Origin of the sequence: Nocardia asteroides (assembly GCF_900637185.1) — a bacterium.
Lineage (GTDB): Bacteria > Actinomycetota > Actinomycetes > Mycobacteriales > Mycobacteriaceae > Nocardia > Nocardia asteroides.
On record NZ_LR134352.1, the window covers coordinates 719,395 to 732,984 of the forward strand.

Below are 13,590 nucleotides of genomic sequence, written 5' to 3' on the forward strand. Positions count from 1 at the left end.
GGATTCCCAGTACCGGCGGTCGCGGCGAATAAATATTGCGGAAAACTGTCATTCATAACGAACCCCCCTTCCGAATATCCGATCAGATCACAGACCGAACTCGTAACTGGACAATTGATCACTCCATTGATAGATAACCGCTATCACGAGTCCAGGCGGCGCGGGCGAGGCGCGCCCGGGACGGAATACAGGGACGATAGGCAGACCGAATTGATATCGTGCGGACTTCCGACCGTCTGGAGGGACATGTTCACCACACTCGCCAAGGTGGCCAACGCTGCCTTCGCCGTCGCGTTCGGTGCAGCTCTTCTCGGCACCGGCGCCGGCGCTTCGCAGGCACAGCCAGGGCCGCCGGTGATCGGCGGCGGCTCCGGGATCGTCATCGACAACATGTTCGAGTGCACCGTCACCACGGTCGGCCACGACGGCGCGGGCAGACTCGTCGGCCTGACCGCGGGCCACTGCGGCGACGCGGGCGCCTCGGTCACCGCCGAGGTGGACCGCGGCTACGGCGAGATCGGCCGGTTCGCCTACAGCAACAACGAACTCGACTACGCGGTCATCGAATTCACCCCGGGCCGGATCACCCCGGTCAACCGGATCGGCAACGTCACCATCACCGGCGTCGGCGGGCCCGCCCAGTTCCCGACGATCGTCTGCAAGGAAGGCCGGACCACCGGCAACACCTGCGGCATCACCTGGGGCGACGTCTTCCAGACCAATACCGAGACCTGGTCGCAGATGTGCGTGGTCGAAGGCGATTCCGGCGCACCGGTCGTCGTCGGCTCGACCCTGGTCGGCATGGTGAACGCCTACCTGGCCGTCGCCTGCTTCGGCCCCGAGGTCGGCACCAACATGAGCGCGATCATGAACGACGTCAACGGCCGCGGCGGCGTGGGCGCGGGCTTCCACCCGGTGTAGGACACCGGATACCGAACGGGCCGGGTGGGCAGCCACCCGGCCCGTTCATTTCGATACGACCGGGGCGAGCGCGGGACCGTCGGAGCCGGCGCAATGCGGCAGGCAGTCGACCCGCTCGGGTTCCGGCTTCCGGCGCGGCACCCGCAGCAGCACACCCGCGATCACCGCGCCGACCAGCAGCAATCCCGCACACCAGCGCATCGCGGTGTCGAAGCCTGCGGCGAAGGCGACCGGGTCGTCGAAGGCGCCGGACAGGCCGGCCAGTCCGGGCAGTGCCGCGACGGCCAGCAGCTGGGCCGTCCTGGCGACGGCGTTGTTCACCCCGGACGCGATGCCCGCGTCGGCCACCGGCACCGCCGCCAGCACCGCGCCGGTCAGCGGAGCCACCATCACCGACAATCCGAGCCCGAAGATCAGCACGCCCGGCAGCACCTCGGTGAGGTAGTTCGCGTCGGGCCCGATCCGGTGCAGCGCGAAGACGCCGCCCGCGGCGAGCAGCGGGCCCACGGTCATCGGGATCCGCGGTCCGTGCCGCTGCGCCCAGCGCCCGGCCGGCGCGGACAGCACCAGCATCAGCAGCGTCACCGGCAGACTCGCCGCGCCCGAGGCCATCGGCGAATACCCCGAGACCAGCTGCAACTGCAGCACCAGCAGGAAGAACACGCCGCCCAGCGCGGCGTAGACGAAGAAGGTCACCAGGTTCGCGGCGGTGAACACGCGCGAGCCGAACAGCGTGGGCGGCACCAGCGGATTCGCGCTGCGCAGTTCCACCACGACGAACACCGCCAGCGCCACCAGACCGACGCCGATCAGGGCCACCTGCCCCTCGATCAGCCCCAGCGTGAGCGCGCCGAGCGCGACGGCGACGATCACCGCACCCGGCACATCGATACGCGACGGCGCGTCGGGATCGCGGCTCTCCGGCACCCACTTCGTCGCCACCACCGCGACGAGCAGCGCCAGCGGCACGTTGAGCAGGAAGATCGCCCGCCAGCCGACCAGGTCGATCAGGCCGCCGCCGAGCAGCGGCCCGAACGCGCCCGCCACCCCGCCCAGACCCGACCACAGGCCGATCGCGCTGCCCTGGTCGCGCTCGTCGATGGACGCCGAGATCAGCGCCAGGCTGCCCGGGGTGAGCAGCGCGCCCGCCACCCCCTGCAGCAGCCGCGCCACGACCAGCATCTCGATGTTCACCGCGACCGCGCACAGCAGCGAGGTGATCGCGAATCCGACGATCCCCCAGACGAACACGCGCCTGCGGCCCAGCCGGTCACCGAGCGAGCCGCCGAGCAGGATGAACGAGGCCAGGGTCAGCGTGTAGCCGTTGACGGTCCACTGCAGCCCGGCGACGTCGGTGTGCAGCGACTCGCCGATGCGCGGCAACGCGACCGAGACGACGGTGGCGTCCAGCGACGCCATCGACGAGCCGAGAATGGTGGCCAGCAGAATCCACCGGCCAGTGGCCGAGTGGAGCCGGACCGTCCGATTCGGGGGCACCTCCCCAAACTAGCGCCCCGCGGCGCCGGTTCGCGGAACTACAGGCTCTGCACGCAGACGACGACCTTGCGCTCGGGATACTTGAACCCGGAGTCGGCCGCGTCGGGGCAGTCGTCGACGCTGTCGGTGCCGTTCTTGATCGTGACGACCTTGACCGGCTCCGAGCCGCCCTCACCGCATTCGATGCGTTTGGGCTCGTCGCCGCCGACGTCCATGCAGCCGCCGACCACCCAGTCGATGTCCAGGCAGAGCGCGCCGGTCTCGATGCCGTTGAGGGTCTCGGCGTAGAAGTTGTCGCGGTCGCTGACGCAGCCGGAGCTGTTCTTGGCCTTGCCGATGACCTTGTAGTTCGACGAGCGGCTGCCGCAGGACGCCTTGTCGATGGTGGCGTCGTTGACGGTGCCGCCCAGCGCGACGCAGTCGCCGACGTTGGCCTGGAAGTCGGTGTTGCCGCCGCGGGTCGAGGTCTGCGCCGGTTTGCTCGGCGTCGGCTTGCCCGAGGTCGGTTTGCCCGGCTTGGTGGTGGGCCCGGGGTTACCGGTCGCCGGGACGACCTCGATCGCGGGCTGAGCGTGGCCATCGATGGTGCCACCGCATCCGGACGCGACGAATGCCGTCACGGCGATGGCGGCCGCGCCGACGAGCCGGCCGATGGACAGGTCTGCAAACACCTACTGTGAATACACCACCGGAGCCACCGGCGTCGACTCGATCCCGGTAGCCGGGTAGCTGGGTTACCCTTGGGATTCCGGCCCCCCGGCCGAACCTGCATCAGGAGGTGAACCCGATGGTGGCAGCAACGGCGGGAGATTTCGGCCCCCTGACCCGTCCCGGCGGCACGCCGCTCGCGGCGCCGCGCCAAATGCTGGTCGACCCCCGATTCATCCGGCTCGCCGACCATTTCTTCGGTCTGTTCCCGCAGCCGAGCCGGGGCGGCGGCGCGCTGGCCATCTATCTGGACGGCAGGCCGGTCGTCGACATCTGGGCCGGCTGGGCCGCCAAGGATCAGCGCTGGAACGGCGAGAACGTCGCCCTCACCTTCTCCACCGGCAAGGGTGTCGCGGCCACGGTCGTGCACCGGCTGGCCGAGCGCGGGCTGATCGATTACGAGGCGCCGGTGGCGCGGTACTGGCCGGAGTTCGCCGCGCACGGCAAGCACGACATCACCGTCCGCGACGTGCTCTCGCATCGGGCCGGGTTGCACCGGGTCCGCGGGCTGGTGCCGGGCCGCGAGGGCATCCTCGACTACGGCGCGGTGGTGACCGCGCTGGCCGAGAGCCCCGCCGACCCGCGCCGCATCCGGTCCTCGGGCTATCACGCGATCACCTTCGGGTGGCTGGTCGCCGAGATCGTGCAGCGGGTCACCGGCGAACCGTTCACCACGGTGTTGCGGCGAGAAGTGGCCGAGCCCTTGGGCACCGACGAGTTCTGGTTCCAGGTGCCCGCCGCGCAACGACACCGGATCGCGAAGATCTTCCCGCATCTGGCGCCGCCGGGGATCCGGTGGAACACCGCGTCCTCGGTGCTGTCGTGGGTGCGGCCGGCGCGCGGGCTGGCCGAGGCGGGCATGCCGGAGAGCTTCGACGAACTCGTCCGCGACCCGCGCGTGCACGACGCGGTGATGCCCGGCTGGAACGGCGTCTTCTCCGCGCGCGCCCTGGCCAGGATGTACGGCGCGCTGGCCAACGACGGCGTCGTCTACGCCGCCGATGCCGAACATCGCCCCGCGCAGGGTGATCCCACCGTGCGGTTCCTGCGGCCGGAGACGATCGAGGCCGCCAACCGGACCCAGCAGAGCGACAGCCGCGACTACGTCCTCGGCCTGCCCCTGCGTTTCACCCTCGGCTATCACCGGCCGGTGCTGATGACCAAGCAGCAGCCCCGGCACGCGTTCGGCCACTACGGCATCGGTGGTTCCGGCGCCTACGCCGACCCGGGCCTGCGGATGTCGATCGCGTTCGTCACCAACCGGCTCGGCAACGCGGTGACCGCGCTCGGCGACGCGCGACTGGCCAAACTCTCGGCCATCGCGCAGGGCACGGTGCGCCGGCTACGGGCGGCCGAGCAGAGCTAGCCGATTCGAACCGGCCACCGGCGCGCGCCGTACCAACGGACATGACAGCGCCCAACCCGCCCCGCCTGTCGCTGCTGCACGGCCTGGCCGCGGCCCGCGATTTCGACGGCTACCTGCGTCGACGCGCCGGTGGTGGTGATCCGTTCGCGGTGGGCTTCCCCGGCTTCCCGCCCGTGCTGTTCACCGGGACGCCCGAGGGCGCGCGGGAACTGTTCCGCGCGCCGGTGCCCCTGGTCGAGCCACCGCGGCCGAACCCGATCGAGCCGATGGTCGGCGCGGCCTCGCTCATCCTCTCCGCTGGTACGCGCCATCGCACCGACCGCGCGGTGCTCGCCCCCGCCCTGCACGCGCAGCGGGTGCGCGCACTGGCACCGGTGATCCGCAACGCCACTCTGCGCGAGATCGAAAACGGCAGCGGCCCAACGTCTTCCTGGCAGCTCGGGCGCCCGTTCGATGCGCTCGCGGCGGCGCACGCCATCACCCTGCGCGTCATCCTGGCCGCGATGTTCGGCGCCGACACCGATCGCGCGCCCGAATACGCCGGGGCCGTCACCGATTTCCTCGCCACCTTCACCACCCCGCTTCTCGCTGCGCCCGTCTTACGCAGGAACATGGGCGGTTTCGGTCCGTGGGCACGATTCGCCGCGGCCAGAAACCGGCTGGACCGGATGCTGCTGACCGAGGTCGCCCGCAGACGCGCCGAGCCGCGCACGGCGTCCGCCGACCTGCTCGATCTGCTGCTCGACCTCCGCTACGACGACGGCACCGCCCTCACCGACACCGAACTCTGCGAACAGCTGCGCACCCTGCTCGTGGCAGGCCACGAGACCACCGCGACCACCCTCACCTGGGCGCTGTATCACGTGCACCGCGAACCCGGCCTGCTCGACCGGCTCACCACCGAACTGTCGGCCGCGCGCGCCGACCCCGCCGACCAGGCCGCGCTGCCCCTGCTCGGCGCGGTCTGCCAGGAGACCCTGCGGCTGCACCCCGCCGTCCCGATCGTGCTGCGCACCCTCACCGGCCCGTGGCACTGGCGCGGGCTCGACCTGACCGCGGGCCAGACGATCGGCCTCGCCGTCGGCGTGCTGCACAGCCGCCCCGAGACCTGGCCCGCGCCCCAGCTGTTCCACCCCGACCGCTTCCTGGACCGCAAGGTCTCCCCGTTCGACTACGCCCCGTTCGGCGGCGGGCACCGCCGCTGCATCGGAGCGACCCTGGCCGAGTACGAACTCCGCATCGTGCTGGCAACCGTATTGACCGAGGTCCGCCTGTCTTTGGATCCCGCGCTCGCCCTGGGCGCCCGCCCTCGCAGCGTCCCGAGCAACCTGGCCACGGCCCCGGATCGGGCGATCCACTTCACACGGACGGCGTGATTTCGGTCACCCCAGGTTTGAGGCTTACACCGTGGTGTTTCGACCGCGTGCGATGTCACCGTCGGCGACTCGCCGCTGTGAGCGCGGCGTTTGACGAAAGCCCGTGTATAACAGCGCGTTATGTGACCCAGCGCACAGAGTTGCCGGGCCGTTATCAGCGTTCGGCGCGGCTGGCACGGTGTCACCTCGGGCGGGTAGGAATGGACGGTCAGGGTCGGGGCGTCGTTACCCCGTGGAGACCCGTTGCGGACTCCGCGTCAATCACGAAGATCTCGGGCCGCGCACGCGGAACGAGAGATGGAATGGACGAGAAACCTATGCACTACGAGGCAAATATGCAGCAATCGCGCTGGCTTCGCCGGGGCCTGCTGCTGTCGGCAGCGTTCGCGGCGGCAGGCGCACTGGTCGTCGTGCCCGCGCAGGCCCAGCCGGCCCTCCCGGGCTCCGGTTCCAGCCAGCCCGCGGTGAACGAGCCCGCCCCGCAGGCTCCCTTCGCGCCGCCGAACATCAACATCGCCGACGGCGAGACCGTCGGCGTCGCGCAGCCGATCATCATCACGTTCAAGGAGCCGGTCGCCGACCGCGCCGCCGCCGAGAAGGCCATCAAGGTCACCTCGAGCCAGGCCGCGCCCGGCCACTTCTACTGGACCGGCGAGAAGCAGGTGCGCTGGAAGCCGAACGAGTTCTGGCCCGCCAACACCGACGTGACCGTCGTGGCAGGCGGCACCACCAGCGCGTTCCGCATCGGCGACGCCTTCGTCGCCACCGTCGACGACAACACCAAGATGATCACCGTCACCGTCAACGGTGAGGTCGTCAAGGAGATGCCCACCTCGCTGGGCAAGCCGGGCCACGAGACCCCGAACGGCACCTACATCGTGGGCGAGCGGTTCGAGAAGATGACCATGGACTCCTCCACCTACGGCGTGCCGGTCACCGACCCCGAGGGCTACAAGCTCGAGGTCGAGTACGCGACCCGCATCTCCAACAGCGGCATCTTCGTGCACGCCGCGCCGTGGTCGGTGGGCCAGCAGGGCTACTCCAACGCCAGCCACGGCTGCCTGAACGTGAGCACCGAGAACGCCAAGTGGTTCCTGGAGAACTCGCGCCGCGGCGACGCCGTGATCATCTCCAACACCCAGGGCGGCACCCTGAGTGCCGGTGACGGACTGGGCGACTGGAACTGATCCACTGAACAAAAGCCGAACAATACGATCAATCGCGGTCGTGTTGTTCGGCTTTTTGCTGTACTCGGCCTTGTGCGCCCGATGTTCAGAAGATCGGCGGCCGAGGTTAACCGACAGTTCGCCGTGCGCCGTAAAGCTGCCGCGGTGCGAAGCAGTCCAGAGCGGGTCCTCCCCGCACCACGCGGCCGCGGGCTGAAAAACCGCCCGTGGCAGGACTATGCGCTGTTCCTCGTCCTGGTCGTGCCGAATCTGGCGCTGCTGGCGCTGTTCGTCTACCGGCCGCTGGCCGACAACATCCGGCTGTCGTTCACCGACTGGAACATCGCCGATCCCGTCGCCACCGGAATCGGTTTCGACAACTACGTCGAGTGGTGGCAGCGCGACGATTCCTGGAAGGTCGTCGGCAACACGGTGATCTTCACCGTCGCGGCCGTGGTGGTGAGCATGGCGCTCGGCCTCGCGCTGGCCCTGCTGCTCGACCGAAAACTCTTCGGGCGCAATGTGGTTCGGTCCGCCATATTCGCGCCGTTCGTGATCTCCGGCGCGGCGATCGGCGTGGCGTTCCAATTCATCTTCGATCCGAGTTTCGGCTTGGTCCAGGATGTACTGCACCGCGTCGGCGTCGAGCGCGTTCCGGATTTCTACCAGGACCCGCACTGGGCGCTGTTCATGGTGACGATCACTTACATCTGGAAGAACCTCGGATATACCTTCGTCATCTATCTGGCCGCGCTGCAGGGCGTACACGCCGAGTTGATGGAAGCCGCCGAAATGGACGGCGCGAGCCGCTGGACCACTTTCACGAAAGTGCTTCTGCCGCAATTGCGCCCGACGACATTCTTTCTCTCGATCACGGTACTGCTCAACTCGCTGCAAGTCTTCGACATCATCAATGTGATGACCCGCGGCGGGCCGCTCGGCAACGGCACGACCACCATGGTCTTCCAGGTGTACGAGGAGTCGTTCCGCAATTTCCGGGCGGGCTACGGCGCCACCGTCGCCACCATCATGTTCGCGGTGCTGCTGGTGGTGACCCTGATCCAGGTCCGCGTGATGGATCGGGGCGAACGATGAGACACATAGGCCCGGCCACGCTCTCGTACCGGCGCCGGGAACGCGCGGTCACCGCCCTCGGCTACGCCGCGATGGTGTGCGTGCTGATCCTGATCGGCGTCCCGCTGTTCTGGATCCTGATCACCTCGGTCAAGGACCGCCCCGACATCTACACCCAGCCCGCGGTGTACTGGCCGCGCAGCTGGCATCCGGAGAACTACGGCCAGGCCACCACCACGGTGCCGTTCTGGACCTTCCTGCGCAACTCGCTGATCGTCACCGGGGTGGTGTCGGCGGTGAAGTTCGCGCTCGGTGTGTTCAGCGCCTACGGGCTGGTGTTCCTGCGGTTCCCCGGCAAGAACATCGTGTTCCTGGTGATCATCGCCGCGCTGATGGTGCCCAACCAGATCACCGTCATCTCCAACTACGCGCTCGTCGCGCAGCTGGGCTGGCGCAACACCTTCCAGGGCATCATCATCCCGCTGTGCGGGGTGGCCTTCGGCACCTTCCTGATGCGCAACCACTTCCTGTCGCTGCCCGGTGAGGTCATCGAGGCGGCCCGGATGGACGGCGCCAACTGGTGGCGGCTGCTGACCAGGGTGGTGCTGCCGATGTCGGGTCCGACGATGGTGGCGTTCGCGGTGGTCACGCTGGTCAACGAGTGGAACGAATACCTGTGGCCGTTCCTGATGGCCGACTCCGCCGAGGTCGCCACGCTGCCGGTGGGCCTGACCCTGCTGCAGAACACCGAGAATCCCTCGGTCACCAACTGGGGGCCGGTGATGGCGGGCACCGTGCTGACGATGCTGCCGATCCTCGTCGTGTTCCTCGCCCTGCAACGCCACATGATCAAGGGCCTCACCTCCGGTGCGGTCAAGGGCTGATTCCCGAACAGGAGATCCACGTGTCCACTCCACGATTCCCCGAGCTGAGCCGGCGCGGATTCCTCGGCCTCACCGGCGCCGCCGCCGCGGGCCTGGCGCTGACCGCCTGCGCGGGCACCGGCGGCGGATCCGGTGACGGCGGCGACGCGAACACCATCACCTTCTGGTCCAACCACCCCGGCACCTCCAAGGACCTGGAGCTGGAACTGATCAACCGGTTCCAGGCGAAATACCCGGAACTGAAGGTGAACCTGGTCGACGCGGGCAAGAACTACGAGGAGGTGGCGCAGAAGTTCAACGCCGCGCTCACCGGCGGTGACCTGCCCGACGTGGTGGTGCTGTCGGATGTCTGGTGGTTCAACTACGCGCTCACCAAGGCGATCGAACCGCTCGACGACCGCTTCGCCGCCGCGGGGGTGCAACTGAGCGACTACGTCGACTCGCTGGCCGCCGACTACCTGTTCGACGGCAAGCACTACGCGCTGCCCTACGCCCGCTCGACGCCGCTGTTCTACTACAACAAGGACGTGTGGGCGAAAGCCGGTCTGCCCGATCGCGGCCCGAACTCCTGGCAGGAATTCGACGAGTGGGGCCCGAAACTGCAGTCGGTGCTCGGCGGCGACAAGTTCGCGCACGCCTGGGGCGATGCCAAGAACTACCTGGGCTGGACCTTCCAGGGCCCGAACTGGACCTTCGGTGGCGCGTACTCCGACCAGTGGAAGCTGCGGTTCACCGATCCCGGTTCCCTCGCGGCCGCCACCTACCTGCGTGAGTCGATCAATGTGAAGAAGTACGCGGCGATCCGGCCGCAGATCGCGGTCGACTTCGGCACCGGCGTCGCGGCCTCCACGATCGCCTCCACCGGTGATCTCAAAGGCATCAAGAAGAACGCCGACGGCAAGTTCGAGGTGGGCACCGCGTTCCTGCCGCACCCGAACGGACCCGGCGTCACCACCGGCGGCGCGGGTCTGGCGGTGCCGTCGCGGATCTCCGACGCGCGCAAGGACAACGCGCTCAAGTTCATCGAGTTCGTCACCAACGCGGCCAACACCGCGTACTTCTCGCAGAACACCGGGTACATGCCGGTGCGCAAGTCGGCGGTCACCGATCCCTCCGAGGTGGACTTCCTGGCGAAGAACCCGAACTCGAAGGTGGCCATCGACCAGCTGGCGGTGACGAAGTCGCAGGACTACGCGCGGGTGTTCGTGCCCGGCGCCGACCAGATCATCGGCACCGGCTACGAGCAGATCGGGCTGCAGAACGCCGATCCGGCCACGGTGCTCGCCAAGGTCGCCGCCGATGTGCAGGCGATCATCGACCGGCAGATCACGCCCAAGCTGCCGAAGTAGTCACCCCGTGGGCCGGTGGTCGAGCTGATCACCGGCCCGCCCCGTTCGCAGGAGAATTCGCCATGGCGACAGTGCAGTTCGACGGTGTCACGCACCGCTATCCCGGCGCCGACACCCCCGCTGTCGACGCGCTCGATCTCGATATCGCCGACGGCGAGTTCCTGGTGCTGGTCGGACCGTCGGGCTGCGGCAAGTCGACCAGCCTGCGGATGCTGGCCGGACTGGAATCGGTCGCGGCGGGCACGATCCGGATCGGCGAGCGCGATGTCACCGGGCTGCCGCCGCGCGCCCGCGACGTGGCGATGGTGTTCCAGAGCTACGCGCTGTACCCGAACATGACGGTCGCCGAGAACATGGGCTTCGCCCTGCGCAACGCGGGAATGAGCAAGGCCGACACCCTGGTTCGGGTGCGGGAGGCCGCCGCCATGCTCGAACTGGAAGCGCTGCTCGACCGCAAGCCGGCCAAGCTGTCGGGCGGCCAGCGCCAGCGTGTCGCCATGGGCCGGGCCATCGTGCGGCGCCCACAGGTGTTCTGCATGGACGAGCCGCTGTCCAACCTCGACGCCAAACTCCGCGTGAGCACCCGCTCCCAGATCGCCGCGCTGCAACAGCGACTCGGCACCACCACCGTCTACGTCACCCACGACCAGGTGGAGGCCATGACCATGGGCCATCGGGTCGCGGTGCTGCGCGAAGGCACGCTCCAGCAGATCGCCTCGCCGCGTGAGCTGTACGACGACCCGGTGAACACCTTCGTCGCCGGGTTCATCGGCTCACCCGGGATGAACCTGCTCGAGGCGCCCATCGTAGACGGGGAAGCCGTGGTGGACGGTCTGCGAATCCCGGTGCCGCGCGGTGTGTCCGGTACCCGCGCGATCCTCGGCATCCGGCCCGAGTCCTGGGAGGTCACCGCCGACCCCGCCGGCATCACCGTGGTCGCCGAACTCCTGGAGGAACTCGGGGCCGAATCCTTCGTCTACACCCACGGCGCGGGCACCGACTGGTCCACCCGCTCCGGCAAGATCGTCGTCCGCGTGGACCGCCGCTTCCACACCACCCTCGGCGAAACCCTGCACCTGCGGCCGAAACTCGACGAGATCTTCTTCTTCGACGCGGACACCGAAACCCGCGTCCGCTGACCTCGCTCCGGTCGGCCGCGCCACCGGGCCGGGCTAGGACAGACCCGCCATCGTGCGGCGGCCGATCGCCGCGTCGAGCGCGCCGAGTTCGGCGAAAACGTCGGTGGCGGCCCAGATTCGGTTTCTTTTGGAGTCGGAGACGACCTCGAGAATGCCGGCGTCGACGAGTCTTTCGATGGCACGGTAGGTGGCCGAGTCCGTCGTCGCCGTGAGGCGGTTCGCCACCGCGATCGTGAGGATCGGGTGCTCGAGCAGGTTCGCGAGCAGGGCCTCGTCGGCGGAGCCGCCGCGTGGGCGGGCGTGGTCGCGCCAGCGCTGGGGGAGCGCCGCCAGGGCGCGCGCGGAGTCGATGGCGGCCTCGCTGGCGTAGACCGCCGCGAGCGCGAGGTAGACGACGAACTCGTCGGCGGCACCACCCCGGTAGGCGTCCAACTGCGCGAAGTAGCGCGACGTGTCGGCGAGCATGACCGAGGAGAGGGGAACCGTGACCCGGTCGGTGAGCCCCCGTCTGCGCAGGATCGCGCTCACCAAGGCGCGGCCGATCCGGCCGTTGCCGCTGACGAACGGGTGGATCGAGACGAACTGCGCGTGCGCGATCGCGGCCTGCACGAGGATCGGGAGGTCGCCCCGCGCGACGAAGGCCAGCAGGTCGGCCACCAGTTCGGGAACGAGTTCCGGTGGCGGCGGAACATACAGCGCGTTGAGCGGGGAGTAGTCGCTGCCACCGATCCACGTCTGCACCGTGCGGAAGCGGCCCGCCTTCTCCCACTCCGGGGCGATCAGCACCCGGTGCGCGTCGAGCAGGTTCGCCTCGGTGATCCGTCCGGTCGCCGCCGCGTCGACCAGGCCGGCCAGGCTGCGTACCGCGCTCACCTGCGCCGCCGCCTCGGCCCGCGTCGTCGCGCCGCCGAAGGCTTTGCCGAACGCTCGCCAGCCGGCGTCGACGTGCTCGATGCGCGACGACGCGACCGCCTCACCACGCAGCAGGAACTCGCGCAGTGACGCCGAGTATTGGCCCTGTCCGGCTTCCAGGTGAGTCACCGCGATCAGCGCGGCCTCGCTGGCCGATGTCGTTCGCCTGGAATCGAAGTCGAGATCGGCGATCCGCGGCGGGATCGACACCGCCACCCACTCGGGCACCGACCCGGCGCGCGATCCGGCGCGCGCCGTCCAGGAACGCTGCTCGCCCTGATGAGCAGGCCAATTCATCAGCTCTTACTGTACTTTCACTATCGAAAACGCGAGTATGTCTGCGACTATTCGCGTTTTTCGGAACAAACGTCACCAGTGAGGCGGCTACTCGCTGTTGGCATCTCAGGGTTGGACCGGCGTCGCGCGGGCGCGGGCCACAGCTTCGGCGATGTCGCCGCGGTAGGGGAGGCCGTGGCCCGGGAGGACCAGGTCGGCCGGGACGGTCTCGAGAGCGGTGAGCGCGGCCAGCGCCGCGGGGACGGAGTGATGGAAGAAGCCCGGAAGTAGCTGGGGTCCTTCCAGTTTCGAGGTCGGGTGGGCCGTGACGAGGGCGTCGCCGGTGGCGACGGCGCCCGCTGCGGGGAGGTGGAAGGCCGAGTGGCCCGAAGTGTGGCCGGGGCAGGCGATCGGGACGGGGTGGCCGGGGAAGTCCAGGGCGCCCTCGGTGGGAAAGGGCTGGATGTGGGCGACGGTGTTCTTGCGTAAGCCGCCGGCGGCGGTGATCCGCGCGGCCCACGCGATCGTGCGGCGATCGGTGAGCCGCTTGATCACATCCAGCGGCGTCGCCGACTCGTGGCACTCCCCGCGCGCGTGCCTCACTTCTACGGCGCTGGTGTAGACGGGGATCTCGTACTGCCGGTGCAGGTGATTGAGCGCGCCGACGTGGTCGAGGTGCGCATGGGTCAGCAGGATGGCGACGATGTCCGGTGGGCGGTGACCGAGTTCGCGCAGGGCCTGTTCGATGACGCGCGCGTCGCCGTGCCAGCCCGCGTCGATCAGGGTGAGATCGGTCCCGTCCCGGAGCAGAAACATGTTGACGTCGGTACCACGGATCATGAAGACGTCGTCGGCGACTTGCTGTGCACGCATGGCGTGAAATCCTCCCGGGAGCAGCGGCTTTCGACCCTACCGGCAGCCT

At 68.9% G+C, this 13,590-nt stretch carries 12 protein-coding genes; 8 read left to right on the forward strand and 4 right to left on the reverse strand.

Annotated elements, in window-relative coordinates; all coding sequences use genetic code 11:
- Positions 1–246 precede the first annotated feature (246 nt).
- Positions 247–921 carry a chymotrypsin family serine protease gene (locus EL493_RS03530; RefSeq protein WP_019050079.1) on the forward strand — a complete coding sequence of 225 codons (675 nt, stop codon included), beginning with the start codon at positions 247–249 and terminating at the stop codon, positions 919–921.
- A 45-nt stretch (positions 922–966) separates the two neighbouring features.
- Here EL493_RS03530 and EL493_RS03535 read toward each other — a convergent pair whose 3' ends face one another.
- Positions 967–2,418: an MFS transporter gene (locus tag EL493_RS03535; RefSeq protein WP_019050080.1), complete on the reverse strand. Its 1,452-nt coding sequence runs from the start codon at positions 2,416–2,418 to the stop codon at positions 967–969.
- A 38-nt stretch (positions 2,419–2,456) separates the two neighbouring features.
- The gene (gene lppU / locus EL493_RS03540; RefSeq protein ID WP_019050081.1) at positions 2,457–3,089 is read right to left on the reverse strand and encodes an LppU family putative lipoprotein; all 633 of its coding nucleotides are present in this window, start codon (positions 3,087–3,089) and stop codon (positions 2,457–2,459) included.
- 191 nt (positions 3,090–3,280) lie between these two features.
- On the opposite strand from lppU, the gene EL493_RS03545 reads away from it, so the two are divergent.
- The 7 genes from EL493_RS03545 (at position 3,281) to EL493_RS03575 (ending at position 11,480) form a co-directional block, all read left to right on the forward strand.
- Entirely contained in the window at positions 3,281–4,492 is a 1,212-nt protein-coding gene (locus EL493_RS03545; protein WP_019050082.1) for a serine hydrolase domain-containing protein, read from the forward strand.
- Positions 4,493–4,533: 41 nt separating this feature from the next.
- Complete coding sequence (locus tag EL493_RS03550) at positions 4,534–5,868, forward strand: cytochrome P450 (protein ID WP_019050083.1); 1,335 nt, start codon at positions 4,534–4,536, stop codon at positions 5,866–5,868.
- Between the two features lie 302 nt (positions 5,869–6,170).
- Positions 6,171–7,055: a L,D-transpeptidase gene (locus EL493_RS03555; protein WP_022565939.1), complete on the forward strand. Its 885-nt coding sequence runs from the start codon at positions 6,171–6,173 to the stop codon at positions 7,053–7,055.
- Between the two features lie 81 nt (positions 7,056–7,136).
- Positions 7,137–8,129, forward strand: coding sequence for a carbohydrate ABC transporter permease (locus EL493_RS03560; protein WP_081723042.1), 993 nt, complete (start codon positions 7,137–7,139; stop codon positions 8,127–8,129).
- Positions 8,126–8,992, forward strand: coding sequence for a carbohydrate ABC transporter permease (locus EL493_RS03565; protein WP_019050086.1), 867 nt, complete (start codon positions 8,126–8,128; stop codon positions 8,990–8,992). The genes EL493_RS03560 and EL493_RS03565 overlap by 4 nt, the downstream gene beginning before the upstream one ends.
- A 20-nt stretch (positions 8,993–9,012) precedes the next feature.
- The gene (locus tag EL493_RS03570; protein WP_019050087.1) at positions 9,013–10,341 is read left to right on the forward strand and encodes an ABC transporter substrate-binding protein; all 1,329 of its coding nucleotides are present in this window, start codon (positions 9,013–9,015) and stop codon (positions 10,339–10,341) included.
- Between the two features lie 62 nt (positions 10,342–10,403).
- Complete coding sequence (locus EL493_RS03575) at positions 10,404–11,480, forward strand: ABC transporter ATP-binding protein (protein ID WP_019050088.1); 1,077 nt, start codon at positions 10,404–10,406, stop codon at positions 11,478–11,480.
- Between the two features lie 33 nt (positions 11,481–11,513).
- Here EL493_RS03575 and EL493_RS03580 read toward each other — a convergent pair whose 3' ends face one another.
- Together EL493_RS03580 and EL493_RS03585 are read right to left on the reverse strand one after the other, a co-directional pair.
- The gene (locus EL493_RS03580) at positions 11,514–12,689 is read right to left on the reverse strand and encodes a Fic family protein (RefSeq protein ID WP_019050089.1); all 1,176 of its coding nucleotides are present in this window, start codon (positions 12,687–12,689) and stop codon (positions 11,514–11,516) included.
- A gap of 105 nt (positions 12,690–12,794) precedes the next feature.
- A complete protein-coding gene (locus EL493_RS03585) occupies positions 12,795–13,541 on the reverse strand; it encodes an MBL fold metallo-hydrolase (RefSeq protein ID WP_019050090.1) in 747 nt (248 codons plus the stop codon).
- Positions 13,542–13,590: the final 49 nt, after the last annotated feature.

Excerpts from the sequence above, each read along its gene's own strand:
- EL493_RS03550 (WP_019050083.1), top strand. The coding sequence starts at position 4,534 with ATGACAGCGCCCAACCCGCCCCGCCTGTCGCTGCTGCACGGCCTGGCC.
- EL493_RS03530 (WP_019050079.1), top strand. The coding sequence starts at position 247 with ATGTTCACCACACTCGCCAAGGTGGCCAACGCTGCCTTCGCCGTCGCG.
- EL493_RS03565 (WP_019050086.1), top strand. The coding sequence starts at position 8,126 with ATGAGACACATAGGCCCGGCCACGCTCTCGTACCGGCGCCGGGAACGC.
- EL493_RS03580 (WP_019050089.1), bottom strand. The coding sequence starts at position 12,689 with ATGAATTGGCCTGCTCATCAGGGCGAGCAGCGTTCCTGGACGGCGCGC.
- EL493_RS03575 (WP_019050088.1), top strand. The coding sequence starts at position 10,404 with ATGGCGACAGTGCAGTTCGACGGTGTCACGCACCGCTATCCCGGCGCC.
- EL493_RS03555 (WP_022565939.1), top strand. The coding sequence starts at position 6,171 with ATGGACGAGAAACCTATGCACTACGAGGCAAATATGCAGCAATCGCGC.
- EL493_RS03585 (WP_019050090.1), bottom strand. The coding sequence starts at position 13,541 with ATGCGTGCACAGCAAGTCGCCGACGACGTCTTCATGATCCGTGGTACC.
- EL493_RS03545 (WP_019050082.1), top strand. The coding sequence starts at position 3,281 with ATGCTGGTCGACCCCCGATTCATCCGGCTCGCCGACCATTTCTTCGGT.
- EL493_RS03560 (WP_081723042.1), top strand. The coding sequence starts at position 7,137 with ATGTTCAGAAGATCGGCGGCCGAGGTTAACCGACAGTTCGCCGTGCGC.